This window comes from Streptomyces sp. NPDC050560 (assembly GCF_044457285.1).
In the GTDB taxonomy this organism is placed as follows: Bacteria; Actinomycetota; Actinomycetes; order Streptomycetales; family Streptomycetaceae; genus Streptomyces.
In genome coordinates this window covers 84,284-107,863 of sequence record NZ_JBITGT010000021.1, presented here as the reverse complement: position 1 = coordinate 107,863, position 23,580 = coordinate 84,284, and the positions used below count along the sequence as shown (strand labels likewise).

At 74.6% G+C, this 23,580-nt stretch carries 20 protein-coding genes; 12 read left to right on the top strand and 8 right to left on the bottom strand.

Features of this window, described 5'->3' with window-relative positions; translation table 11 throughout:
* Positions 1 to 71: 71 nt before the first annotated feature.
* Positions 72 to 242, bottom strand: a complete 171-nt coding sequence (locus ACIBIW_RS34130) for a hypothetical protein (protein WP_399342003.1) — start codon at positions 240 to 242, stop codon at positions 72 to 74.
* 730 nt (positions 243 to 972) lie between these two features.
* Here ACIBIW_RS34130 and ACIBIW_RS34125 point away from each other — a divergent pair.
* Both ACIBIW_RS34125 and ACIBIW_RS34120 read left to right on the top strand, forming a co-directional pair.
* Positions 973 to 2,286 (top strand): 4-hydroxybenzoate 3-monooxygenase, encoded by a 1,314-nt coding sequence (locus ACIBIW_RS34125; RefSeq protein WP_399342001.1) that lies wholly within the window; start codon positions 973 to 975, stop codon positions 2,284 to 2,286.
* Positions 2,287 to 2,518: 232 nt separating this feature from the next.
* Positions 2,519 to 3,412 carry a Bax inhibitor-1/YccA family protein gene (locus ACIBIW_RS34120; protein WP_399341999.1) on the top strand — a complete coding sequence of 298 codons (894 nt, stop codon included), beginning with the start codon at positions 2,519 to 2,521 and terminating at the stop codon, positions 3,410 to 3,412.
* Between the two features lie 171 nt (positions 3,413 to 3,583).
* Here the strand turns inward: ACIBIW_RS34120 and ACIBIW_RS34115 are convergent, their stop codons facing one another.
* Positions 3,584 to 3,826, bottom strand: a complete 243-nt coding sequence (locus tag ACIBIW_RS34115; RefSeq protein WP_399341998.1) for a DUF4287 domain-containing protein — start codon at positions 3,824 to 3,826, stop codon at positions 3,584 to 3,586.
* 101 nt (positions 3,827 to 3,927) lie between these two features.
* Between ACIBIW_RS34115 and ACIBIW_RS34110 the strand changes: the two genes are divergently transcribed.
* The gene (locus ACIBIW_RS34110; protein ID WP_399341996.1) at positions 3,928 to 4,257 is read left to right on the top strand and encodes a hypothetical protein; all 330 of its coding nucleotides are present in this window, start codon (positions 3,928 to 3,930) and stop codon (positions 4,255 to 4,257) included.
* Positions 4,258 to 4,299: 42 nt separating this feature from the next.
* Here the strand turns inward: ACIBIW_RS34110 and ACIBIW_RS34105 are convergent, their stop codons facing one another.
* The 3 genes from ACIBIW_RS34105 to ACIBIW_RS34095 form a co-directional block, all read right to left on the bottom strand.
* Positions 4,300 to 5,094 (bottom strand): hypothetical protein, encoded by a 795-nt coding sequence (locus ACIBIW_RS34105; RefSeq protein WP_399341995.1) that lies wholly within the window; start codon positions 5,092 to 5,094, stop codon positions 4,300 to 4,302.
* A gap of 352 nt (positions 5,095 to 5,446) precedes the next feature.
* On the bottom strand, positions 5,447 to 6,667 hold the full coding sequence (locus ACIBIW_RS34100) for an acetyl-CoA C-acetyltransferase (protein WP_399341993.1): 1,221 nt from the start codon (positions 6,665 to 6,667) through the stop codon (positions 5,447 to 5,449).
* A 1,106-nt stretch (positions 6,668 to 7,773) separates the two neighbouring features.
* Complete coding sequence (locus ACIBIW_RS34095) at positions 7,774 to 8,847, bottom strand: SGNH/GDSL hydrolase family protein (RefSeq protein ID WP_399341990.1); 1,074 nt, start codon at positions 8,845 to 8,847, stop codon at positions 7,774 to 7,776.
* A 265-nt stretch (positions 8,848 to 9,112) separates the two neighbouring features.
* On the opposite strand from ACIBIW_RS34095, the gene ACIBIW_RS34090 reads away from it, so the two are divergent.
* Positions 9,113 to 10,501 carry a cystathionine beta-synthase gene (locus ACIBIW_RS34090; RefSeq protein ID WP_399341989.1) on the top strand — a complete coding sequence of 463 codons (1,389 nt, stop codon included), beginning with the start codon at positions 9,113 to 9,115 and terminating at the stop codon, positions 10,499 to 10,501.
* Between the two features lie 546 nt (positions 10,502 to 11,047).
* On the opposite strand, the gene ACIBIW_RS34085 is transcribed toward ACIBIW_RS34090, so the two are convergent.
* Positions 11,048 to 11,476: a hypothetical protein gene (locus ACIBIW_RS34085; RefSeq protein WP_399341987.1), complete on the bottom strand. Its 429-nt coding sequence runs from the start codon at positions 11,474 to 11,476 to the stop codon at positions 11,048 to 11,050.
* A gap of 177 nt (positions 11,477 to 11,653) precedes the next feature.
* On the opposite strand from ACIBIW_RS34085, the gene ACIBIW_RS34080 reads away from it, so the two are divergent.
* Both ACIBIW_RS34080 and ACIBIW_RS34075 read left to right on the top strand, forming a co-directional pair.
* Complete coding sequence (locus ACIBIW_RS34080; protein ID WP_399341986.1) at positions 11,654 to 12,490, top strand: MurR/RpiR family transcriptional regulator; 837 nt, start codon at positions 11,654 to 11,656, stop codon at positions 12,488 to 12,490.
* An 85-nt stretch (positions 12,491 to 12,575) separates the two neighbouring features.
* Positions 12,576 to 13,151: a hypothetical protein gene (locus tag ACIBIW_RS34075; RefSeq protein WP_399341983.1), complete on the top strand. Its 576-nt coding sequence runs from the start codon at positions 12,576 to 12,578 to the stop codon at positions 13,149 to 13,151.
* Between the two features lie 285 nt (positions 13,152 to 13,436).
* Here ACIBIW_RS34075 and ACIBIW_RS34070 read toward each other — a convergent pair whose 3' ends face one another.
* On the bottom strand, positions 13,437 to 14,840 hold the full coding sequence (locus ACIBIW_RS34070) for a diaminopimelate decarboxylase (RefSeq protein ID WP_399341981.1): 1,404 nt from the start codon (positions 14,838 to 14,840) through the stop codon (positions 13,437 to 13,439).
* A 171-nt stretch (positions 14,841 to 15,011) separates the two neighbouring features.
* Here ACIBIW_RS34070 and hutU point away from each other — a divergent pair, with 171 nt between their 5' ends.
* The 4 genes from hutU (at position 15,012) to hutI (ending at position 20,788) form a co-directional block, all read left to right on the top strand.
* Positions 15,012 to 16,697 carry a urocanate hydratase gene (gene hutU / locus ACIBIW_RS34065; protein ID WP_399341980.1) on the top strand — a complete coding sequence of 562 codons (1,686 nt, stop codon included), beginning with the start codon at positions 15,012 to 15,014 and terminating at the stop codon, positions 16,695 to 16,697.
* Between the two features lie 64 nt (positions 16,698 to 16,761).
* Positions 16,762 to 18,069 (top strand): allantoate amidohydrolase, encoded by a 1,308-nt coding sequence (locus ACIBIW_RS34060; RefSeq protein WP_399341978.1) that lies wholly within the window; start codon positions 16,762 to 16,764, stop codon positions 18,067 to 18,069.
* Between the two features lie 45 nt (positions 18,070 to 18,114).
* Positions 18,115 to 19,539 carry a formimidoylglutamate deiminase gene (locus tag ACIBIW_RS34055; protein ID WP_399341976.1) on the top strand — a complete coding sequence of 475 codons (1,425 nt, stop codon included), beginning with the start codon at positions 18,115 to 18,117 and terminating at the stop codon, positions 19,537 to 19,539.
* Positions 19,529 to 20,788, top strand: coding sequence for an imidazolonepropionase (gene hutI, locus ACIBIW_RS34050; RefSeq protein ID WP_399341974.1), 1,260 nt, complete (start codon positions 19,529 to 19,531; stop codon positions 20,786 to 20,788). Before ACIBIW_RS34055 ends, hutI begins: the two co-directional genes overlap by 11 nt.
* Positions 20,789 to 21,086: 298 nt before the next feature.
* Here hutI and ACIBIW_RS34045 read toward each other — a convergent pair whose 3' ends face one another.
* Positions 21,087 to 22,049, bottom strand: a complete 963-nt coding sequence (locus ACIBIW_RS34045; RefSeq protein ID WP_399341972.1) for an RNA polymerase sigma factor SigF — start codon at positions 22,047 to 22,049, stop codon at positions 21,087 to 21,089.
* 245 nt (positions 22,050 to 22,294) lie between these two features.
* Between ACIBIW_RS34045 and ACIBIW_RS34040 the strand changes: the two genes are divergently transcribed.
* Complete coding sequence (locus ACIBIW_RS34040) at positions 22,295 to 22,663, top strand: STAS domain-containing protein (RefSeq protein WP_399341971.1); 369 nt, start codon at positions 22,295 to 22,297, stop codon at positions 22,661 to 22,663.
* A 268-nt stretch (positions 22,664 to 22,931) separates the two neighbouring features.
* A complete protein-coding gene (locus ACIBIW_RS34035) occupies positions 22,932 to 23,465 on the top strand; it encodes an ATP-binding protein (RefSeq protein ID WP_399341969.1) in 534 nt (177 codons plus the stop codon).
* Positions 23,466 to 23,580: the final 115 nt, after the last annotated feature.

Sequence of the window (23,580 nt, the reverse complement as noted above, 5' to 3'; positions counted from 1 at the left end):
CGGGCATGTGCGGCCCGCCGTCGGCGCCTGCCGTCAGGGGACGTGCGGGTGCGCGGTGCGGGGCCGGTCGCTCAGGCGACGCCGCGCTGCCGCACGGCCGCGCTCCACTCGGCGAGGAGCCGGTCGTACTCCCGGCGCTGCTCGGCGCTCAGACGCCCGCCGGTGCGCAGCCAGAGCGCACGGATCTCCTCGTTCACCGCCGCTGCGGGCCGCGTGGTCGTGGGCTCAGGAGTCGTGGCCATGCTGTGAAGCGTACGGCTCCGGACGTGAAGGCGGCGTGAAATTGCGGGTTCTGGTGGGATTGAGCGGGTGTGATTTCGACCGCTCTTGCTCAACTCAACCTTAAGTTTTGACCGTCGCGGTTTGTTTTCTGAGGGTTGCCCCGGGGGGACGCGGAGTTGCGGCCTCCGAGGTCGGAGCGTCGCCGTGTGCACACATGGACACCCGGGGGCGGGAACGGTCACGCCGGGGGCGGCCTCAGGGGCTCCCCCGGCGCCCTGGCGCGCCCGGCGGGCGCCCGGTGGCCCGGCGCATGCCGCGCATCCGCCGGAGCGGGCAGGGGGCGGCCCTGGCGCACCCCGCGCTCACCGGGGCGCGAAGGGGGTGCCACGGGGGTGCGGCCCCGGTGCCGGCCGCGTGCCGCCCGGCCGGGCCGGCCACGCGGCGGCGCCGGGAGAGGGGGGCGCGAGGGCGCGAGTCCGCGCCCCGCCGAGGGCCGGGTTTCCGCCTTTCCGAACGCCTGCACGACGCTCGATCATTGCGCGAGCAAACCTTCGGCGGACCGCCTCCGTACGACCGTCCCCGGCCCTCTCCCGGCCCTCTCCCGGCCCTCTCCCCGCCCCGCGCCCCTTCCTCATGTTTCTTCCCGTCCCCGGCTCCCCCGGGGTAGGACAAGCGGAAGGCGGCGAGAAGTCGCCCCGCGCGTCCCGGCGCATCCGGCCGCGCGTCCAGCCACCGGAGGAGCCCCGCTCCATGCCGCCCATGCCGCCCGCAGAGTCAGTACCCCCGGCGTCCCCGGCGTCCCAGGCGCCCCAGGCGTCCGCGGCCCCCGCCGCGCCGCCCCCCGTCCCCGCCAGAGCCACCGTGGGCGTCATCGGCGCGGGCCCCGCGGGTCTCGTGCTGGCCAGGCTGCTGCACAACGCGGGCATCGACGCGGTCGTCCTGGAGGCCAGGGACCGCGCCTACGTGGAGCGCCGCCAGCGCGCCGGAATCCTGGAGCAGGGCACCGTGGACGTGCTGCGCGCGGCGGGCGCGGGCGCCAGGCTCGACCGCGAGGGCATCAGGCACCAGGGCATCGAGCTGCGCTTCGACCGCCGCCGCCACCGCGTCGACTTCCCCGCGCTGACCGGCGGCAGGTCCGTCACCGTCTACGCGCAGACGGAGGTCGTCAAGGACCTGATAGCCCTCCAGCTCGACGAGGGCGGCCCGCTGCTCTTCGAGGCCCGCGCGTCCGCGGTCGAGAACGCGGCAAGCCCGGCGACCGCCCGGGACCCCGGGGACCCCGCGGGGCTGCCCCGGGTGCGCTACACCCACGGGGGCCGCGAGCACGAGCTGGTCTGCGACTACGTCGTCGGCTGCGACGGCTTCCGCGGGGTGTCACGCGCCGCTTTCCCCGCCGCACACTCCCGGGTCTACGAGCGCGCGTACCCCTACGGCTGGCTCGGCATCCTGGCCGACGTGCCGCCGTCCAACGACGAACTCGTCTACGCCCGCCACGAGCGCGGCTTCGCGCTCCTCAGCATGCGCTCCCCGACCGTCTCCCGGCTCTACCTCCAGGTGCCCGAGTCCACCGACCCGGACGAGTGGAGCGACGAGGCGGTCTGGGACGAGCTGGCGCTGCGCCTGGAGACCGCGCCGGGCGACGGCTGGGAGCTGCGCCGCGGCCCCGTCACGGCGAAGTCCTTCACCCCCATGCGCAGCTATGTGCACGAACCCATGCGCCACGGCCGCCTCTTCCTCGCCGGGGACGCGGCGCACATCGTGCCGCCGACCGGGGCGAAAGGGCTCAATCTCGCCGTCGGCGACGCCGTCACGTTCGCCCGCGCGCTCATCGGGCTGCGCGGTACCGGCGACCCCGCGCGGCTCGACGCCTACTCGGACACCTGTCTGCGCCGCGTCTGGCAGGCGGAGAGGTTCTCGTACATGATGACGACCCTGCTGCACCGCGAGCCCGGCGGCGGCGCGTTCGACGAGCGGGTGCGCCTCGCCGCTCTCGAACGCATCGCCGCCTCGTCCGCCGCAGAACGGGACCTGGCCGAGGGCTACACCGGGTTCCCCCTGGAGTGACCCCCGGCCCCTCCGGGCGGCGTACGGCGGCCCGTACGGCAACGGTCCGGCAACAGTTCACGCGATCGCGCAACAGGACGGGTACGAGCGGCACGCACGGAATGGGCACTGCCCGTACCGTGTTCTGTGTCATGTGGGTGGACAAAAAGATCCTCCCAGGGCAGTAGAGTCAAGCCTTTGCCTACCTATTACTCTTGAGCCAAGACCACGCCCGTGGTTATGGAGGAGTGACATGAGGAGCAGCAACCCGGTCTTCTCGCGACGGGGGTTCAGCCGCGACAACGGCTACGCGCAGTTCAACGCGGCGCCGCAGGCCGGGGGCCCCGCGGTCGGTACCCAGTACGCGGGCGGCAGTCCCTACGCGCAGGCGCCCGCGAACCCGTACGCGCAGAATCCCTACGCCCAGCAGTACGGTGCCCCGCCGCAGGCCCCGCCCTCCGCCGGGCGGATGACGATGGACGACGTCGTCGTGAAGACCGGGAGCACCCTCGGCGTGCTCGTCGTGTTCGCGGCGATCGCCTGGGCCGTGCTGCCCGTCGACGACGCCAACATCAACAAGTCGTACGGCATCGCCATCGTCTCCGGGCTGATCGCGATGGTGCTCGGCCTGGTCCAGTCGTTCAGGCGGACGGCCGCGCCCGCGCTGATCCTCACTTACGCGGCCCTGGAAGGCGTCTTCCTCGGCGTCCTGTCCAGCATCGTCGACAACCGCATCGCCAGCGGCGCCGCCATGCAGGCGGTGATCGGCACCATGGCGGTCTTCGTGGCCGTGCTCGTCGCGTACCGGGCGGGCTGGATCAGGGTCAACCGCCGCTTCTACGGCTTCGTGATGGCCGCCGCGCTCGGCTTCGTGATGCTGATGGCGGTCAATCTGCTCTTCATGGTCTTCGGCGGCGGTGACGGCCTCGGCTTCCGCAGCGGCGGCCTCGGCATCGCCTTCGGCATCCTCGGCGTCCTGATCGGCGCCTGCTTCCTCGCCCTGGACTTCAAGCAGATCGAGACCGGCATCGCCTACGGCGCGCCCCGCCAGGAGTCCTGGCTCGCCGCCTTCGGGCTGACCCTCACCCTCGTCTGGATCTACCTGGAGTTCCTGCGTCTGATCGCGATCCTCCAGAGCGATAGCTGAGCCGTCCGCGCCGGGGGCCGGTGAGGCACTCACTCCCACTCCCGGCCGGTGCGGCCGGCCCGACACGGCCAAGGGCCCGTGAACTTCGGTTCACGGGCCCTTGCCGTCGTCGACCCCTTCCGGTGGCCGCGCCTTCCCGGCGGGCTCGGGCCCGCAGCGTGGTGGGGCCGCTCAGCCGTGACCCGCGTTCAGCTTCCGCGCGGCCCTTCGCAGGTCGTACTCGTGGACGATCGCCTTCGCGTGGCCGTAGGCGAGATTGTGCTCCATGCGGAGCCAACTGACTTTCTCCTCGAAGCGGAAGAGCGCGGGGCCCTCGTCGACGGTGCGCAGCCAGTCGGTGATGTCACGACCGGTGCAGTGGGGGATTCGGGCGAGCAGATTCCGGTGGGTCTCCTGGGAGAAGACTTGAGACATCGGCGCCTCCGAGCGCTGGCGATGTGGTCCGTCCTTCACGCCACCGTGCCTGAGCGTTCGCGCGTTGGCAACAGTCCGGGGGAAGCGCATAGGGTCTGCGCGTGTTCGACACCACACCGCTCACCGCCGCCGTGAACCACTTCGCCGACCGGCTCAGGGCCGCCCCGCAGAGCCGCCTCCAGCGCGGCGCCGCCGCCGAGGCGCTCGCCCTGGCCAGGGAACTGGCGCTCTGGGCGCAGCGGGTCGAGGAGCCGGGGACGGCGCCGAGGACCATGCCGGACGCGGGGATGTTCGCCGCCGCCGACCAGATCACGGTGGCCGGCCGGGACCTCGCGGTCGCACTGGCGGACTCGGCGGACGGGCAGCGCGCGGGGGACATGACGCGCGCGGTGGACCTGGTCAGGAGCGCCGAGGCGCGCGCCGGAGTGTGAGGCGCGCGCGGCCGCGCGCGGGAGCCTGCCCGCGCCGGGGCGTCACCGGGAGGCGATCACCCGGTCGGCGAGGATGTACATGGTGTCGTCGCCGCATGTGAACGTGAGCGTGTACGCGCCCGCGATGCCGGAGCCGCCGAGCAGGACCGGGTTGTCGCCGCGGCGCAGCGCCGACGCCAGCCGCTCCGACGCCTCCCGGTGCCCCGGTGTCATGCACAGCGTCGTGCCGTCCTCGAAGACGTAGACGTCGAGCGTGCCGAGCGGCCCGGGGCGTACGTCGGCGAGTGCGGTGCCGACCGAGGCGAGGCTCGCGAGGCAGGCCACCGTGCGCTCGTGGTCGCTGCCGGGCGCGGAGGGCACGAAGTCCGGGTGCGAGGGATGGCGGCGGCGGGCCGCGGCCAGCTCGGGGGAGTCCTCGGGGTGCTCCGCGCCCTCGGGCTCCTGGCCCTGGCCCGGGTGGTCGAGGCCGCCGAGCCCGGCGAAGTCCGTCTGCCGCGGCAGATACGGCTCGTCCGTGGGCAGCCCGAGCAGCGAGTGCGCGTCCGAGGACGCGTCCCTGGCCTCCTGGGCGGCCCAGAAGGCGCGCGCCTCGGCCATCTCGCGCTCGCGCTCCTCGGCCAGCGCCTCGGCCACGGCCGTCCGTATGTCGTCGGTGTCCGCCGCGGGCCGTGCCGAGGGCACGGCGGGGCGGGCCGGGGCCGCGGCGGTGCCTGCCGCCAGTTCGCTCCGCAGCTCGGAGAGCTGTCTGCGCAGGCCCCGCACGCTGTACAGGGACGCGCCGCCCACGGCCGTGGCGGCGGCCGTGAGGATGAGCAAGGCGATGGGGATGGCGCTCACTGACATACTCCCGGTTCGTCGACCCCCGACTTCCTCCCTCAGCATGCGACCGACCCCGGCCGCCTGTCAGTCGGGTACGTCACATAGGCCGCAAAACAGACAGGTTGGTACGGAACGGGGCAGGTCCGCTGGGGGTGAGGGCCCTGAGGGTCCTCGGGTTCTGGGCGTAGGCGCTCATCCTTCAGGCGCGCGCACCCGGAGGGAAGTGGCCGACCGAGGAGATGGGTCACATTCTGGCCGAACTTCGGTCACGGCCGGGCGGCCCGCCCCCGCGCCCCCCTCACTCCGGGTCACCCGGACCGCCCCGCCCGCTCCCGGCCGCCGCCGCCCGTTCACGGCACCGGCGGCCCGCTCACGACATCCGCTCGATGACCATCGCCATGCCCTGCCCGCCCCCGACGCACATCGTCTCCAGGCCGAACTGCTTGTCGTGGAACTGGAGGCTGTTGATCAGGGTGGTGGTGATCCGGGCGCCGGTCATGCCGAAGGGGTGGCCGACGGCGATGGCGCCGCCGTTGACGTTCAGCCGGTCGAGGTCGATGCCGAGGTCCCGGTAGGAGGGGATGACCTGCGCCGCGAACGCCTCGTTGATCTCGACGAGGTCGATGTCCCCGATGCCGAGCCCGGCCCTGGCGAGGGCCTGCCGGGAGGCGCCGACCGGGCCGAGGCCCATGATCTCGGGGGAGAGCGCGGAGACCCCGGTGGCGACGATCCTGGCGAGCGGGGTGAGGCCGAGTTCGCGTGCCTTGGTGTCGCTCATGATGACGAGGGCGGCGGCGCCGTCGTTGAGCGGGCAGCAGTTGCCCGCTGTCACCAGGCCGTCCTTGCGGAACACCGGTTTCAGGCCCGCCACGCCCTCCCTCGTCACGCCGGGCCTCGGGCCATCGTCACGGGTGAGGACGGTGCCGTCGGGGAGCGTGACGGGGGTGATCTCGCGCTCCCAGAAGCCCTTGGCGATGGCCTGCTCGGCGAGGTTCTGCGAGCGCACGCCGAACTCGTCCATCTCCTCGCGGGTGATCCCGCGCGCCCTGGCCAGGTTCTCCGCGGTCTGCCCCATCGCGATGTACGGGTCGGGCAGCAGGCCGTCCTCGCGGGGGTCGTGCCAGGTGCTGCCCTCGCTCTCGGCGGTGGCGGCGGTACGGGCCTCGGCCTCGGCGAAGAGCGGGTTGTGGGTGTCGGGCCAACTGTCGGAGCTGCCCTTGACGAAGCGGGACACGGTCTCGACACCGGCCGAGATGAATACGTCGCCCTCGCCCGCCCTGATGGCGTGCAGGGCCATGCGGGAGGTCTGGAGGGAGGAGGCGCAGTAGCGGGTGACGGTGCAGCCCGGCAGCGTGTCGAGGCCGAGCTGCACGGCGACGATCCTGGCCAGGTTGTTGCCCTGCTCGCCGCCGGGGAGGCCGCAGCCGAGCATCAGGTCGTCGATGTCGGCCGGATCGAGCGCGGGCACCTTGTCGAGCGCGGCGCGGATCACACCGACGGCGAGGTCATCGGCCCGCACCTCCTTCAGCGACCCCTTCCCGGCCCGCCCGATCGGCGAACGGGCGGCGGCAACGATGACGGCTTCCGGCATGACAACCCCAATCACTCACGAACGCGACACCCCCAATACTAAGCGCTTGCTTTCCACGGTGCCTTGCCGGTGGGCTGCGGGGGCTTTCCCACCCACCCACCCGCCTCCGGTGCCGAGCAGCCCACCGGGGCACGAAGGGGGCTGCGCCCCTTCGAATCCGCCGGACGGTGAGCACTGCGGCGAGACGCGGTGGGGGGCCGCGCCCTCTCGGGTTCCACTGCCGTGGGCGAGCGCTCTGGCGAGACGCGGCAGGGGGTGGAGGGCGCCGCGCCCTCGCCGGTTCCGCTGCCGTGGGCGAGCACGGTGGGGAGGCACGGCGGGGTGGGGAGCAGGGGGGCGGGCCCCCTTCAGTTCTGCCGTCCCGGCGAGACCCCGGCGGGGCGTGAAGGGGGCCGCAGGCCCCCTTCTGTTTCCGCCGCGACGGCGAGTAACCACGACGCCGTGTTCCGGCGGTGCCGAATCCATCCTGCCCCCGCGCGGCGCCCGCCCCTACCGGCAGGTGGCGAGGCCGAGGGGGGCCGCGCCCCCTTCTGTTTCCGCCGCAATGGCGAGTAACCACGACGTCGCATCCCGGCGGTGCCGAACTCACCCCGCCCCCGCGGCGCCCGCCCCTACCGGCAGGTGGCGAGGCTGGAAGGGGGCCGCGCCCCCTTCTGTTTCCGCCGCGATGGCGAGTAACCCCGATGCCGTGTTCCGGCGGTGCCGAATCCATCCCGCCCCCGCGCGGCGCCCGCCCCCACCGGCAGGTGGCGAGGCGCGAAGGGGGCCGCGCCCCCTTCTGTTTCCGCCGCAATGGCGAGTAACCACGACGTCGCGTTCCGGCGGTGCCGAACTCACCCTGCCCCCGCGGCGCCCGCCCCTACCGGCAGGTGGCGAGGCTGGAAGGGGGCCGCGCCCCCTTCTGTTTCCGCCGCAATGGCGAGCAACCCCGATGCCGTGTTCCGGCGGTGCCGAACCCATCTCGCCCCCGCGCGGCGCCCGCCCCCACCGGCAGGTGGCGAGGCCGGAAGGGGGCCGCGCCCCCTTCGAATCCGCCGCGACGGCGAGCAACCACGACGCCGCGGCCCGGCGGTGCCGAACCCACCCCCGCCCAACACCCCCCACCCCTACGGAGTAGACGGTTCCGCGGCCCCCGGCGCCTCCGGCGCCCCCGGCGCCCCCGGCGCCCCGGGCCCCTCCGCCTCCCGCAACCTCCTCCGCCGCCTCCGCTTGAGCAGCGCCAGCGGCCCCCGCATCCCCCCGGGCGCCGCCGCAACCTCCGTACCGCCCTCGCTCGCGGCGCGCGCCGCGGCGCGTGCCACCGGCAGGAAGCCCTCGTCCCGCGAGGCATCGGGCCGCTCCCCCTCCGGCCACAGGCCCAGCGCAGCGCACAGCGTCGGCAGCACCGCCATCGCAGCGGTGGCGTAGCCCTCCGCGGACGGGTGGTAGTGGTCGGGCCCGAAAAGCTCCCGGGGATTGGCCGCGAACTCGGGCCCGAGCAGATCCCCGAGCGACACCGCCCGACCGCCCTGCTCCACCACCCCGATCGCCTGCGCCGCGGCGAGCTGCCGCGAGGCGCGCCGCGCCAGCCAGCTCAGCGGCTGCCCCACGGGCTCGATGGTGCCGAGGTCGGGACAGGTGCCGACCACCACCTCGGCACCGGCGGTACGCAGCCTCCGTACCGCCCCCGCCAGACACCGCACCGAGTGGGTGGCCGGAATCCGATGGGTGACGTCGTTCGCGCCGATCATGATCACACACACGTCCGGCACCCAGCGGGGATCACCGAGCGCCTGGGTGACCTGCCGGTCCAGATCGTCCGAGCGCGCGCCCGGCAGCGCCGAGCAGCGCAGTTCCACCGGCCGCTCCGCGAACGCCGCGAGCCCCGAGGCGAGCCGCGCCCCCGGTGTGTGCCGCGCCCTGCGCACCCCCTGCCCGGCCGCCGTGGAGTCCCCGAGCATGGCCATCCGCAGCGGCCCGGCCGAGGCACCGCCCGGCAGGCGCGCGTACACCCCGCCGTACAGCCCGTCGGCGCGCGGCGGCGGCTGCGCGCCCTCCGCGCCGGGCCGCCCCACCCGCCGCTTCGCCAGTTGCACCTCGGCCAGGACGAGCCCGGCCGTGGCGACCCCGACAAGGCCGATGCCCCCGCCGCCGTACGCCGCTCCCGCGGCGATACGGCGCGCCACCCTCGCTCTCGACATACCGCGCAGCACCCTCCTCGCTTCCCCGTGCCCCCGGTGTCCAGGACCGGGGACTCATCCACTCACTGCCCCGCGCACCGGGTCGGCCAATCGCCCCGGTCACCCGCCCGTGGCCCCCCGCTCCGCCGGCCGCCGCCGCGCCCCCGCGCGCCGGGGCCCGGGGACCGGCACACCCGGGACCGGCACGTGTCCCCGGAGGGCCGCGCCCGGCCGGGCTTAGGCTGACGCCATCAACCACGCCTCACGGATAGGGCCGGAGACAACGGTGCATGTCCACAACTCAATGATCAGCCTCGTCGGCAACACCCCGCTGGTGCGCCTGAACCGGGTGGCCGAAGGCATCGGGGCCACCGTCCTCGCCAAGGTCGAGTACTTCAACCCGGGCGGTTCGGTGAAGGACCGCATCGCCCTCAGGATGATCGAGGCCGCCGAGGCCGCGGGAGAGCTGCGCCCCGGGGGCACCATCGTCGAGCCGACCAGCGGAAACACCGGGGTCGGCCTGGCGATCGTGGCCCAGCAGAAGGGCTACAGGTGCATCTTCGTCTGCCCGGACAAGGTGTCCACCGACAAGATCAACGTCCTGCGGGCGTACGGCGCGGAGGTCGTCGTGTGCCCCACGGCGGTCGACCCCGACCACCCCGACTCGTACTACAACGTCTCCGACCGCCTGGTGCGCGAGACCCCGGACGCCTGGAAGCCCGACCAGTACAGCAACCCGAACAACCCGCTGTCCCACTACGAGTCCACGGGCCCGGAGCTGTGGACCCAGACCGAGGGCCGCATCACGCACTTCGTGTGCGGGGTGGGCACGGGCGGCACCATCTCGGGCACCGGGCGCTACCTCAAGGAGGTCAGCGACGGCCGGGTGCGGGTGGTCGGCGCCGACCCCGAGGGCTCCGTGTACAGCGGCGGCTCGGGCCGCCCGTACCTCGTCGAGGGGGTCGGGGAGGACTTCTGGCCCGAGGCGTACGACCGGGGTGTCGCGGACGAGATCGTGGCGGTGTCCGACAAGGACTCGTTCCAGATGACCAGGCGGCTCGCCAAGGAGGACGGGCTGCTCGTCGGCGGCTCCTGCGGGATGGCGGTGGTCGCGGCGCTGCGCGTCGCCGAGCGCTGCGACCCCGACGACGTGGTGGTCGTGCTGCTGCCGGACAGCGGCCGCGGCTACCTCAGCAAGATCTTCAGCGACGAGTGGATGAACGACTACGGCTTCCTTGAGGAGACCGGCGGCAGCCCCCGCGTGGGCGACGTGCTCTCCGACAAGGAGGGCGCGATGCCGTCGCTGGTGCACATGCACCCGGGGGAGACCGTGGGCGAGGCCATCGACGTGCTGCGCGAGTACGGGGTGTCCCAGATGCCGATCGTGAAGCGCGGCGCGGGCCACCCGGACGTGATGGCCGCGGAGATCGTCGGCTCCGTGGTCGAGCGCGAACTGCTCGACGCCCTCTTCGCGCACCGCGCCGTCCTCGACGACCCGCTGGACAAGCACATGTCGCCGCCGCTGCCGCAGGTCGGCTCGGGCGAGCCGGTGGCGGACCTGATGGCGGTCCTCGGCGCCGCGGACGCCGCGATGGTGCTGGTGGAGGGGAAGCCCACCGGGGTCGTCAGCCGGCAGGACCTGCTGGCGTTCCTGGCCAGGAACGGCGCCCACTGACGCCTGCCGGGCCGCAGGACCTGGCCGGCCCCGGGGTGCGGAGGCCCGTCCCCCGGGGCGGGCCTTCGTGCTTCGCCCACAATGTACGAACGCGACACACCGGCGCAGCGCGCGCGTAACAAGCCTCCGGCACCTTTGAGGACGTCGGCACGGCGCGGCGTCCCCGGGTAACGCGGGGAGCCAGCCGCGGCGGCCGACGCGGATCGGCGCCATGGAACCTCCGGAGCGGCTCCCGGACCTCCCTGGACGCCAGGACGCGGGGCCCGGTCCTGACCCGGCCACACGCGTCCCGCGCGGGGACCGCCGTCGTCCCGCCCCCCTACTCAGGGGGTGCGGCGGTCTCCGCGCCACCTCACCACCCCGACGGCCAAGAGCCCGGCGCGACTCGTCCCGGCGGCCCGGACACCCTGCGTACGCCTTCCCCCCGGCCGGAAGCCCGCCGTCCCCCTGTCCCGACGGGCTGGATGCGCGTCCGGCCGGGACGGGAACGGGAAGCCCCCGGGCGAGTTCACTCGTCCCGGGGACGGGGAGATCCCCCTGGCGGGTTCACTCGTCGCGGTCCATGTAGCCCCCCGACGCCCTCCGCTCCCCGAAGTGCGCGCCCCGTACGGCCTGTACGGCGTTGATGCCGACGATCCCGGCCCAGGACACCAGCAGCCCGGCGAGACCGGCGTTGACGACGGCGATCGCCGACAGCGGAATCGCCACGATCAGCGAGATGATGCCGAAGCCGAACCGCTCGCCCCAGCCGTCGTCGCTCCTCCTGCCGCGCCGGTCGGGGGGCCTGGCGGCCACCATCTGCTGTTCGGCGAGCCTGCGCCGCACCCGGCGCTCGACCACCCCGTCGACCTGCTGTTCGATCTTCCCGAGGAACGACTCGACCAGCGCGGGTTCGTACTCCTCGCCAAGCTCCTTGCGTGCGTCGAGCGTGGCGTTGAGTTCCTTCTTCAGTTCGGCATCGTGGGCAGCATCCATAGCCCTTCACGGTACGGAGCACCGCACCCCGAATCAGTGGGGCTAACCCCCCATTTCGACTGGGCGCAGACCCCCTCGGCCGGGTACCTGGAAGGCCCCGCACGCCCCGTCGCCGCTTGCCCCCGTGCATACGTCCATGCAGAGTGTGCCGGGACTGAATACGGCGAGAGGCGTGTGATGAGCGACGGGCCCGTGGGGCGCTTGCAGGAGCTGTTCGAGGGGCGGCGGCTCACCCCCACCCAGCGGCGCATCGCGCACTGCATGGTGCGCCGCGCCGCCGAGGTGCCCTTCCTGTCGAGCGTGGAGCTGGCGCAGCTCGCCGGGGTGAGCCAGCCCTCCGTCACCCGCTTCGCGGTGGCCCTCGGCTTCGACGGTTACCCGGCGCTGCGCCGCGCCCTGCGCGACGTGGGTCCCGCGGGCCCCGCCGCCGAGGAGCCCCCGTTCAACGAGTACCAGCGCGCCGTCGAGGCGGAGATCGCCAACCTGCGGCAGCTCTCCGGGCTGCTGCGCGACCCCGGGCCCGTGGCGCGCGCCGGGCGGCTGCTCGCGGGCTCCCGGCCGCTGCTCGTGCTCGGGCTGCGCGCCGCCGCCGCGCAGGCCCGCGGCTTCGCCTACTTCGCCGCCAAGGTGCACCCGGACGTACGGCTGCTCGACGAGGGCGGCTCCATGCTCGTCGACCGCCTCGACGCGGCCCGCCGCGCGGGCGCCGGGGTGCTGCTCTGCTTCGCGCTGCCCCGCCATCCGAAGGAGACCGTGGACGCGCTCGGGTGGGCGCGGCAGGCGGGCCTGACCGTGGTCACCGTCGCCGACAGCGCCTTCGCGCCGGTCGCCGCGGCCTCGGACGTGCTGCTGCCCGCCGCCGTCGGCACCGGGCTCGCCTTCGACACCGCGTGCGCGCCGATGCTGCTCGGCCGGGTGCTCCTCGAAGCGATGTGCGACGGGCTGCCGGATGCCCAGGCGCGCCTTGAGGAGTTCGACGCGCGGGCCGCGGAGCGCGGCCTGTTCGTGGGCTGAGCGGCGCCGCGCCCTCTCATCGCTCCCTCAGATTGCTTCGCTAGTGTCCCGGCCCGGAAACGGAACGTACCGGGAGGTGGCGGACGTGTCGCGAGGCGGGCAGGGGCTGGCACGGGTGGCGGTGGTGGTGCGCGCGGGGGCGGCGCCGCTGTGGTGGCTCGGGGTGCTGGCCGCCGCGCTCGGCCTGTTCGTCCCGGGGCTCACGGGCCGCAGGATCGGGGTGCTCGCGGGCGCCGCGCTCTTCCTGGTGGCCGCGGGCGTGGTCGCGCACGCGCGCAGGAAGCGGTACCGGGCGCTGGCCGGGGCGGCGGCGCGTGCGGGGCGGCACGACGTGCTCCAGGACCGGCGGGTCACCCTGCGCAACTGGCGCCGCGGGCACCGGTGGTGGCTGCTCGGCGCGTTCCTCGCGGCCCTCGCGGCGGACTTCGCACTGCCCGCCGCCGCGGGCATGCTGCTCGCCGGGTGCGCGGTGGGGCTCTGGCTGAAGGCGGCGTGGCTGGGGCGGCGGGAGCAGGAGGCCGACGCCCTGCTCTGGGCCAGGGTCGACTGGCTCACCCCCGCCTCCGGCCGCCCCACGGGCCCCCAGGTCAGGGCGTACCGCGGCACGGGCCTCGCGGCGGGCGACGCGGCCCCCGGCGGAGCGGCCCGCCGGGGGCTGTGAACGGCCGCATGGCGCGCCGGTGAACGGCGGTCACGCCCTCCTCCCGGGCCCGGCGCGAAGCCGCCGCGGGCGCCGTTTCGCGGTCACAGCCCGCAGCCACGCCTCGCGGCCGCAACGCACCGCGACGCCTCACGGCCACAACGCACCTCGACGCCTCGCAGCCACGCCCCCACCAGCAGCTCACCACCACGCCTCACCGCGACGCCCCGCAGCCCCGCCTCACGGCCACAACTCCCGGCGACAGCCGCTCCCTCCCGCCTCACAGGGGAACAGTCGGCCCCCGCCTCACAGCGCCAGCCGGTCCACCCCGCCGCCCGACTCCGCGACGATCTCGTCCACCGTCTGGGCCCTTCGCACCACCTGGAAGCGCACCCCGGCCGCCCCCGCGGTGAAGGCGAGGACCGTGGGGCGTGGCAGGGAGTTGTACGCGTAGTGGTGGGCGAAGTAGTACGCGCCGGTGTCGAGGGCCGCCGCGTAGTCGCCCGGTTCCAGGCGGGGCAGTTCGCGGTCCTGGGCCAGCAGGTCGCCCGCGAAGCAGGCGGGGCCCGCCACGTCCTGGCGCACCCCGGGCCCGGTGCGCGGCTCGCCACTGCCGTCGTAGGCGGCGATCCTGAGCGGCCATGACTCCGGCGCGTACACCGTGCGGGTCGCGAGCTGGGCGCCCGCGTGCGTCACCGCGATCGGGCGGCCGCCCGAGGTCTTGGTGTACTCGACCCGCGCGAGCACCGTCCCCTGCTTGGCGAGCACCGACCGCCCGAACTCCGTCACCAGGCCGTAGCGCCCGTCGAGCAGCCCCGGCACGTCGCGCCCGAGCAGCCGCGCGTACGCGGCGAAGTCCGGGGTCTGCTCCTCGGAGGCGAAGTTCACCGGGAGGCCGCCGCCGATGTCGATCGTGTCGACCTGCCGCCGCCCGCCGCGCGCGTTGATCTCCTCCGCCAGCTCGTACGTCAGCGCCACCCCCCGCGCCATCCGGCCGAGCGCGACGCCCTGGGAGCCGGAGTGGGTGTGCAGCCTGGTCAGCCAGGGGCGTTCCAGGAAGGCGCGCACCACCCACTCGCGCGCCCCCTCGTCGCCGAGCGCCACCCCGAACTTGGAGGTGGCGGTGGCCGTCGAGAGCGCCCCGATGGAACCGCCGCCGACCTGGGGGTTGATCCGCAGGCCCAGCGGCGACGCGGACGGCGCCGACGCCATGAGCGCGTCCAGCCTGGCCAGCTCCTGGGCGTTGTCGGCGTTCACCGCGATGCCGAGCGCCAGCGCCTCCCGCAGCTCCGCCGGGGTCTTGGCGGGGGAGTCGAGCACGGTCGCCGACGGCGGCACCCCCGCGGCGCGGGCGAGCGCCAGCTCCCCGGGGCTCGCCACCTCCGCGCCCATCCCGAGGTCATGGAGCAGCCGCACCACGGGCACCAGCGGCGACGCCTTCACCGCGAACGCGTGCCGCACCGGCGTCCCGGGCGCCACGACCTCCTCGAACGCCGTGCGCAGCCCCGCCACGGCCCGCTCGACGCCGGTGAGGTCCAGCAGGCACAGCACCGGCTCGTCGGGTCCGACGAGCCCCTGGTCCACCGCCGCCCGCACCGCCGCGTCCCGCCGCGCCGCCGCCTCCCTGGCGGCCGCGGCCGCCCCGGAACCCGCCGCGGTCGCCGCCGTACCGCCCCTGCCGCCTGTGCCTCCGGCGCCCAGCCCGTTCACCCGAATCCGCTCCCTTTGTGTGGGGACCCTCGCCCGATCAAGACAATCATCCGCGGCCGTGGCGCGGTCCACGGGCCACCTGTTGACTGAAAGTATTCAGCGGTTCAGGATGTGAATGAATAGTTCACGGGACGGGAGCGGCGAGCGCGGCCGCCCGGAGGAGGCAGGCTCATGTCAGGACCGTCAGGTCTTTCGGCACCGTCGGGACCCCGCCCCGTACGGGCCCCGCGCGGCACCGCGATGACCGCGCTCGGCTGGCCCCAGGAGGCGGCCCTGCGGATGCTCCAGAACAACCTGGACCCGGAGGTCGCCGAGCACCCCGACAAGCTCGTCGTCTACGGCGGCACCGGCAAGGCGGCCCGCGACTGGCGCTCGTTCGACGCGATGGTGCGCACCCTGCGCACGCTGAAGCAGGACGAGACGATGCTGGTGCAGTCGGGGCGCCCCGTCGGGGTCCTCCAGACCCACGAGTGGGCGCCGCGCGTGCTCATCGCCAACGCCAACCTGGTGGGCGACTGGGCCACCTGGGAGGAGTTCCGCCGCCTCGAAGCGCTCGGGCTGACCATGTACGGGCAGATGACCGCCGGCTCCTGGATCTACATCGGCACCCAGGGCATCCTTCAGGGCACCTACGAGACCTTTGCCGCGGTCGCAGAGAAGCGCTTCGGCGGCTCCCTCGCGGGCACCATCACGCTCACCGCCGGGCTCGGCGGCATGGGCGGCGCCCAGCCGCTGGCCGTCACGATGAACGGCGGCGTCGTCATCTGCGTCGACTGCGACCCGCGCGCCATCGAGCGCCGTATCGAGCACCGCTACCTCGATGTGCGCGCCGACTCCCTGGAAGAGGCGCTGCGGCTCGCCGTGGAGGCGCGCGACGCCCGCCGCCCGCTCTCCGTCGGGCTGCTCGGCAACGCCGCCGAGGTGCTGCCCCGTATGCTCGCCGAGTCCGCGCCGGTCGACATCGTCACCGACCAGACCAGCGCCCACGACCCGCTCGCCTACCTGCCGCTCGGCGTCCCCTTCGAGGACATGGCCGGGTACGCCGCCGAGAAGCCCGCCGACTTCACCGCCAGGGCCCGCGAGTCGATGGCCCGCCATGTGGAGGCCATGGTGGGCTTCCAGGACGCGGGCGCCGAGGTCTTCGACTACGGCAACTCCATCCGCGGCGAGGCGCAACTCGCCGGCTTCGCGCGCGCCTTCGACTTCCCCGGCTTCGTCCCCGCCTACATCAGGCCGCTGTTCTGCGAGGGCAAGGGCCCCTTCCGCTGGGCCGCGCTCTCCGGCGACCCGGCGGACATCGCCGCCACCGACCGCGCCATCCTCGACCTCTTCCCGGAGAACGAGTCGCTGGCCCGCTGGATCTCCCTCGCGGGCGAACGCGTCCACTTCCAGGGCCTGCCCGCCAGGATCTGCTGGCTCGGCTACGGGGAGCGGGATCGCGCGGGCGAGCGCTTCAACGACATGGTGGCCTCGGGGGAGCTGAAGGCGCCCCTCGCCATCGGCCGCGACCACCTGGACACCGGCTCGGTGGCGTCCCCGTACCGGGAGACCGAGGGGATGCTCGACGGCTCCGACGCGATCGCCGACTGGCCGCTGCTGAACGCCATGGTCAACGTCGCCTCCGGCGCCTCCTGGGTCTCCGTCCACCACGGCGGCGGCGTCGGCATGGGCCGCTCCCTCCACGCGGGACAGGTCACCGTCGCCGACGGCACCCCGCTCGCCGGGGAGAAGATCCGCCGCGTCCTCACCAACGACCCCGGCACCGGCGTCATCCGCCATGTCGACGCCGGGTACGACACCGCCGAGGCGGTGGCCGAGGCCCGCGGCGTCCGCGTCCCCATGCGGGAGGGCGAGTGACCCCGGCGGACCCGGGCCCGGCGCGTGGCCGCGGCGCCGCCCGCGCGGGCGGGAGGGCCGCCGTATGAGCTTCACCGGGATGTGGCGTGATCTCGCGCCGCTCGGCAGGGACGCGGCAACCGGCGGCTACCGCCGCTACGCCTGGAGCGCGGCAGCGGGCGAGTGCCGCGCCTGGTTCCGCGGGGAGGCCGAGGCCAGGGGGCTCGCCGTCGAGACCGACCGCAACGGCAACGCCTGGGCCTGGCTCGGCGACCCGGCGGCGGGCGGCGCCGTCGTCACCGGCTCGCATCTGGACTCGGTACCCGACGGCGGCGCCTTCGACGGGCCGCTCGGCGTCGTGTCCGCGTTCGCCGCGCTCGACGAGCTGCGGGCCCGCGGCGCGCGGCTCGACCGGCCGCTCGGCATCGTCGACTTCGCCGACGAGGAGGGCGCCCGCTTCGGCCTCGCCTGCGTCGGCTCCCGGCTCGCCGCGGGCCGCCTCGGCCGCGAGGACGCGCACGCGCTCACCGACGCCGAAGGCGTCACCCTGCCGCGCGCCATGGAGGCCGCGGGGTACGACCCCGACGCGATCGGGCCCGACCCCGAGCGGCTCGCCCGAATCGGCGCCTTCGTGGAACTCCACGTCGAACAGGGCAGGGCCCTCGACCTGCTGGGGCGGCCCGTCGGCATCGCCTCCTCGATCTGGCCGCACGGGCGCTGGCGCTTCGACTTCCGCGGCGAGGCCAACCACGCGGGCACCACCAGGCTCCAGGACCGCCGCGACCCGATGCTCGGCTACTCCGCGACCGTGCTCGCCGCGCGGGAGCGCGCCGAGCGCGCCGGGGCGCTCGCCACCTTCGGGAAGGTCGCCGTCGCGCCCAACGGCGTCAACGCGATCCCCTCGCTCGTCTCCGGCTGGCTCGACTCCCGCGCCCCCGACGAGGCCACCCTCGAAGCCCTGGTCTCCGGCATCGAGCGGGCCGCCACCGAGCACGCGCGGCGCTACGGCACCACCCTCGACGTGACCCGGGAGTCCTTCACGCCCGTCGTCGACTTCGGACACGCCCTGCGCGACGAGATCGCCCGCATCCTGGCCCCGGAAGGACAGGAGGGGCCGGAGGGGCCCCGGCGGCCCGAGGCGCAGGGGCGGCCGGGGGAGCCGGTCCCGGCGGACGGGGCCGCGCGGGCGTCCGCACAAGTGCCCGTCCTCGCGACCGGCGCCGGGCACGACGCCGGGATACTCTCCGCGTCCGTGCCCACCGCCATGCTCTTCGTACGCAACCCGACGGGCGTCTCGCACGCGCCCGCCGAGCACGCCACCGAGGACGACTGCGCGGCGGGCGTGCGGGCACTCGCCGACGTACTGGAAGGACTGGCCGCAGACCGCGGCTGACCGCGCCCCGCACCCCCCGACTTCGCGCCCACCCCGGAGCCGCACGTGCCGCACCCCACCAGCGCGCAGGACACCGCCCGCGCGCCCGACACCCCCGCGCCAGGAGCGCCCGCGCGCGGCCCCGCCTACTGGCTCGAACACGCCTGGCTCGGCGACCGCTGCGAGCCCGGCGTGCTGCTCACCGTCGCGGACGGGCGCATCGGGGCCCTGACCACCGGGCACGAGCGCCCGCCACGGGGCGCCGAGATCCTGCGCGGGCTGACCCTGCCAGGACTCGCCAACGTCCACTCGCACGCCTTCCACCGGGCGCTGCGCGGCGCCGTGCAGACCGGCGGCGGCACCTTCTGGACCTGGCGCGAGAGCATGTACGCCGTCGCCCAGCGGCTCACCCCCGACAGCTACCACCGGCTCGCCCGCGCCGCGTACGCCGAGATGGCGCTCGCGGGGATCACCGCCGTAGGGGAGTTCCACTACCTGCACCACGCCCCCGGCGGCACCCGCTACGACGACCCCAACGCCATGGGCGAGGCGCTGCTCGCGGCGGCCGACGAGGCCGGCATCCGCCTCACCCTGCTCGACACCGCCTACCTCGCCGCGGGCTTCGGCGAGCCGCCCGCCGCGCACCAGCGCCGCTTCGACGACGGCAGCGCCGACGCCTGGGCCGAGCGCGCCGCACTGCTCGCGCCCCGCGGCCTCGCGCTGCGGGGCGCCGCCGTGCACTCCGTACGCGCCGTGCCCGCCGCGGCGCTGTCCACGGTGGCCGACTGGGCGCGCGAGCGCGGGGCGCCGCTGCACGCGCACCTCTCGGAGCAGCCCGCGGAGAACGAAGCCTGCCTGGCCGCCCACGGCCGCACCCCCGCGCGGCTGCTCGCCGACCACGGGGTGCTGGGCGGGCGCACCACCGCCGTGCACGCCACGCACCTCACCGACGACGACATCGGGCTCGTCGGCGCCACCGGCACCGGCACCTGTATGTGCCCCACGACGGAGCGGGACCTCGCGGACGGCACAGGACCCGCCGCCGCGCTCCAGCGGGCGGGCAGCGCGCTCAGCCTCGGCAGCGACAGCCACGCCGTGGTGGACATCCTGGAGGAGGCACGCGCGATGGAACTCGATGAGCGGCTGCGCACCGGGCGCCGCGGCCACTGGACGGCCGCGGCACTGCTGCGGGCCGCCACCGCGGACGGCCACGCCGCCCTCGGCAGGCCGGACGCCGGCCGGATCGCACCGGGCGCGGCGGCCGACCTCACCACCGTGTCCCTGGACTCCGTACGCACCGCGGGCGCGGCGCCAGGAAGGCTCGCCGAGACCGCCGTCTTCGCGGCGGGCGCGGCCGACGTGCGCCACACCGTCGTCGCGGGCCGCCACCTCGTGCGCGACGGGGCGCACACGCGGGTGCCCGACGTGCCACGGGAACTGGCGGCGGCGATCCGCGCCGCGCACGGGGAGGAGCCACGCCATGACCGCTGACCGCACACCCGCCACCGACGTGGCGCACCCCACGCCCGCGGACGCCGCGCACAGCACACCCGCCACCGCGGCGGCGCACGGCACCACCGCGATCACCCACATCGCGACCCTGGTCACCAACGACCCCTCCCTCGGCGACGGCTCCCCGCTCGGACTGATCCACGACGCCGCGGTCGTCACCGAGGGTGACCGCGTGATCTGGATCGGTGAGGACAGCAAAGCACCCGCCACTGACAACCGGGTCGACGCGGGCGGCAGGGCGGTGCTGCCCGGCTTCGTCGACTCCCACTCCCACCTGGTCTTCGCGGGCGACAGGACCGAGGAGTTCCACGCCCGGATGTCGGGCCGCGGCTACACGGCGGGCGGCATCCGCACCACGGTCGAGGCCACCCGCGCCGCCCCCGACGACGAGCTGGAGCGCAACCTCACCCGCTACCTCGCCGAGGCGCTGCGGCAGGGCACCACCACCTGCGAGACCAAGTCCGGCTACGGCCTCACCCCGGACCACGAGGCCCGCGCGCTGCGCCTGGCCGCACGCCACACCGACGAGGTCACCTTCCTCGGCGCCCACATCGTGGCGCCCGAGTACGCCGACGACCCGGACGGCTACGTCGGCCTCGTCACCGGGCCGATGCTGGACGCCTGCGCGCCGCACGCCCGCTGGATCGACGTGTTCTGCGAGCGCGGCGCCTTCGACGGCGACCAGGCCCGCGCCGTCCTCACCGCGGGCCTCAAGAGGGGCCTGCTGCCCCGGGTGCACGCCAACCAGCTCTCGTACGGTCCCGGGGTGCGGCTCGCCGTGGAACTCGGCGCGGCCAGCGCGGACCACTGCTCCCGGCTCACGGACGCCGACGTCGACGCGCTCGCGGACGGGGACACGGTGGCGACCCTGCTGCCGGGCGCCGAGTTCAGCACCCGCGCCGCGTGGCCGGACGCCAGGCGGCTGCTGGACGCCGGGGTCACGGTGGCGCTGTCCACGGACTGCAACCCGGGCTCGTCGTTCACGTCGTCCGTGCCGTTCTGCATCGCGCTCGCGGTGCGGGACATGGGGATGACGCCCGACGAGGCGGTGTGGGCGGCGACCGCGGGCGGCGCCGCCGCGCTGCGCCGCGACGACATCGGGGTACTGCGGCCCGGCGCCCGCGCCGACCTGCTGCTGCTCGACGCGCCGAGCCCGGTCCACCTCGCTTACCGCCCCGGGGTCCCGCTGGTGGCCGCGGTCTGGCGCGGCGGACGGCGGGTGGTGTGAACGGGGGGGGCGCGCGGCCCGGCGGCGGGCGCGGCTTCAGAGGGCGGGTGAAGCAAAGAGGGGGCGTGCGGACGCGAACTCACGCCGCCCTATGAGGCCCTGCACGCCACTCACAGGACGCCCCTTGCGCGCCGCCGCATCATGCCCTCACGCACCGCCACCTCACCGCCGAGACACCGCCGCATCACCGCCAAGACACCGGACACCGGACACCGGCGCCAAGACGCCAAATGGGGGCGCGTGAACTCTCACGCGCCCCCCTCTTCACTGCCCGACCGCTTCCGGCCGGTTCCGCGGTCTACTCCTCGACGGTCAGCCCCTCGCGCAGCCGTACCAGGGTGCGGGAGAGCAGCCGGGAGACGTGCATCTGGGAGATGCCCAGCTCGTCGCCGATCTCGGACTGGGTCATGTTGGCGACGAAGCGGAGCGCGAGGATCTTGCGGTCGCGCGGCGGCAGCTCGGCGATGAGCGGCTTCAGGGACTCCACGTACTCGATGCCTTCGAGGCTGTGGTCCTCGTAGCCGATCCGGTCGGCGAGCGCGCCCTCGCTGTCGTCCTCCTCCGGCTGGGCGTCCAGGGAGCTGGCGGTGTACGCGTTGGACGCGGCCATGCCCTCGACGACCTCGTCGTTGCTGAGGCCGAGCCGGGTGGCGAGTTCGGTGACGGTGGGGGCGCGGTCGAGCTGCTGGGCCAGCTCGTCGCCCGCCTTGGCCAGGTCGAGGCGGAGTTCCTGGAGGCGCCGCGGGACCCGGACCGACCAGGAGGTGTCACGGAAGAAGCGCTTGATCTCGCCGACGATGGTGGGCATGGCGAACGTGGGGAACTCCACGCCGCGGCTCAGCTCGAACCGGTCGATCGCCTTGATCAGGCCGATGGTGCCGACCTGGATGATGTCCTCCATCGGCTCGCTGCGCGAGCGGAATCTGGAGGCGGCGAACTTGACCAGCGCCAGGTTCAGTTCGACGAGGGTGTTGCGGACGTACGCGAACTCGTGGGTGCCCTCCTCCAGCGTTTCCAGGCGCTCGAAGAGCGTCTTGGAGAGGGCGCGCGCGTCGACGGGGTGGACCTCGTCGTACGGCGGGATGTCCGGCAGGTCCTCAAGGGCCTCAAGGGCGTCGGACGTTTCGGAGGGGGCGCCGTGCGCCTCCGGTACCGCTTGGGTCTCGGCCCCCGCCGCGCTCACGGGCCCGCGGTCGGTCCGCTGGGGAGGGAGAGCCGACGCCGCCTGGTCAGTACGCGGTTCGTCGAGCCGGGGTGACATGATGCCTCCATCGTTCTCGGCATTCGGCTGCCGATTGCCATGACGTGCACTGCGGGGTGCGGCGCCTCCATAGCCGTCTTGTGGTGTGCTCCTCTAGCCCTACCCGGTTTACACACCCCACCGCAAGTACGCTTTCATGGCAATTGTCCGTTTTCGCGGGGTTGTTCGGGTACCGGTCGGCAGGGGTGAGGCGTAGTCTGCGGGAACGTCAGTCAACAGCTACGAGGGGTCGGGAGAGAGACGGCATGGACCGCGGGACGGTCGACAGCGCACACAAGGGCCGCCTTCTTGTAGAGGTGCGGGAAGCCGGGGCGAGTGCCGTGGTGTCCCCCGCGGGAGAGCTCGACCATCACACCGCTGATCTGCTGCGCGAGCCGCTGGAGCGGTGCATCGACAACGGCTTCGCACGGCTGGTGGTGGACTGTGCCCGGCTGGAGTTCTGCGACTCCACGGGGCTCAACGTCCTGCTGGGCGCGCGGCTGCGGGCCGAGGCCGAGGGGGGCGGGGTGCACCTGGTGGGAATGCAGCCGGTGGTGGCACGCGTGTTCGAGATCACGGGTGCCGACGCCGTGTTTACCGTGCACGAAACGCTCGAAGCGGCTCTCGCCGACTGAGCGGGCAGAAGTTACACGCCGGTTGTCCCGGTGTGATCAAGACGTTACCGGTGTCACAGTTTCCGTAGTGGGCAAGTGGGTGTTCCCACGCCGCGGCCGGGCAGAAGACCGATGGACTCGACGGCGGTCGGGCGACCCGCCGGCGGTGGGCGCGCCCATGGGCGCTTCGGGGGCGCGGCGGCCCGGGTGTCCCCGTGTCGCGGTCCGTCGTCGGCCGTGCGTGACTGAACTGTAGAGATCTCTGGTGAATCGGTGAGGTGAAGCGCTGATGAGCACCACCCGGCCGTGCTCGCCGGGCGACCGAAGCCCGGGCGGGGGAGCAGCGGGGCCGGTCGAGCCCGTCGGGGGGGACGCGGCGGACGGGGCGGGCCAGGGGGCCGAGCCCTCGGGGGACAGTGGGACCAGGCGGCTCAGCTTCGCCGGGGCCAGCGGGCTCGTCCCGCTCGCCCGCGACTTCACCCGTGAGGCGCTGCGCGCCTGGGGCTGGATGCCGAGTTCCAGCGCCGACCAGCGCGCCGCGTCGGAGGACGTGCTCCTCGTGGTGTCCGAGCTGGTCACCAACGCGTGCCTGCACGCGGAGGGCCCCGAGGAGATGGTCCTCAGGCGCGACCGGAAAGTACTGCGCGTGGAGGTACGGGACCGCGGTGCGGGCCAGCCCTCGCCCCGCACCCCGCACCAGGCGGGACGGCCCGGCGGCCACGGCATGTTCATCGTCCAGCGGCTCTGCCTCGACTGGGGCGTCGTACGGCTGCCCGGCGTATCGGGCAAGACGGTCTGGGCGGAGCTACAGGGCGCGGGCTGACCCCCGCGCCCCCCCCCCCCCCCCCCCCCCCCCCCGGTGGCCCACCCCCCCCCCCCCCCGCCCCCCCCCCCCCCCCCCCCCCCCCCCCCCCCCCCACCCCCCCCCCCCCCCCCCC

Excerpts from the sequence above, each read along its gene's own strand:
- ACIBIW_RS34125 (WP_399342001.1), top strand. The coding sequence starts at position 973 with ATGCCGCCCATGCCGCCCGCAGAGTCAGTACCCCCGGCGTCCCCGGCG.
- ACIBIW_RS34035 (WP_399341969.1), top strand. The coding sequence starts at position 22,932 with ATGAGCACCACCCGGCCGTGCTCGCCGGGCGACCGAAGCCCGGGCGGG.
- ACIBIW_RS34095 (WP_399341990.1), bottom strand. The coding sequence starts at position 8,847 with ATGTCGAGAGCGAGGGTGGCGCGCCGTATCGCCGCGGGAGCGGCGTAC.
- ACIBIW_RS34080 (WP_399341986.1), top strand. The coding sequence starts at position 11,654 with ATGAGCGACGGGCCCGTGGGGCGCTTGCAGGAGCTGTTCGAGGGGCGG.
- ACIBIW_RS34060 (WP_399341978.1), top strand. The coding sequence starts at position 16,762 with ATGAGCTTCACCGGGATGTGGCGTGATCTCGCGCCGCTCGGCAGGGAC.
- ACIBIW_RS34115 (WP_399341998.1), bottom strand. The coding sequence starts at position 3,826 with ATGTCTCAAGTCTTCTCCCAGGAGACCCACCGGAATCTGCTCGCCCGA.
- ACIBIW_RS34100 (WP_399341993.1), bottom strand. The coding sequence starts at position 6,667 with ATGCCGGAAGCCGTCATCGTTGCCGCCGCCCGTTCGCCGATCGGGCGG.
- ACIBIW_RS34040 (WP_399341971.1), top strand. The coding sequence starts at position 22,295 with ATGGACCGCGGGACGGTCGACAGCGCACACAAGGGCCGCCTTCTTGTA.
- ACIBIW_RS34120 (WP_399341999.1), top strand. The coding sequence starts at position 2,519 with ATGAGGAGCAGCAACCCGGTCTTCTCGCGACGGGGGTTCAGCCGCGAC.
- hutU (WP_399341980.1), top strand. The coding sequence starts at position 15,012 with ATGTCAGGACCGTCAGGTCTTTCGGCACCGTCGGGACCCCGCCCCGTA.
- ACIBIW_RS34130 (WP_399342003.1), bottom strand. The coding sequence starts at position 242 with ATGGCCACGACTCCTGAGCCCACGACCACGCGGCCCGCAGCGGCGGTG.
- ACIBIW_RS34085 (WP_399341987.1), bottom strand. The coding sequence starts at position 11,476 with ATGGATGCTGCCCACGATGCCGAACTGAAGAAGGAACTCAACGCCACG.
- hutI (WP_399341974.1), top strand. The coding sequence starts at position 19,529 with ATGACCGCTGACCGCACACCCGCCACCGACGTGGCGCACCCCACGCCC.
- ACIBIW_RS34045 (WP_399341972.1), bottom strand. The coding sequence starts at position 22,049 with ATGTCACCCCGGCTCGACGAACCGCGTACTGACCAGGCGGCGTCGGCT.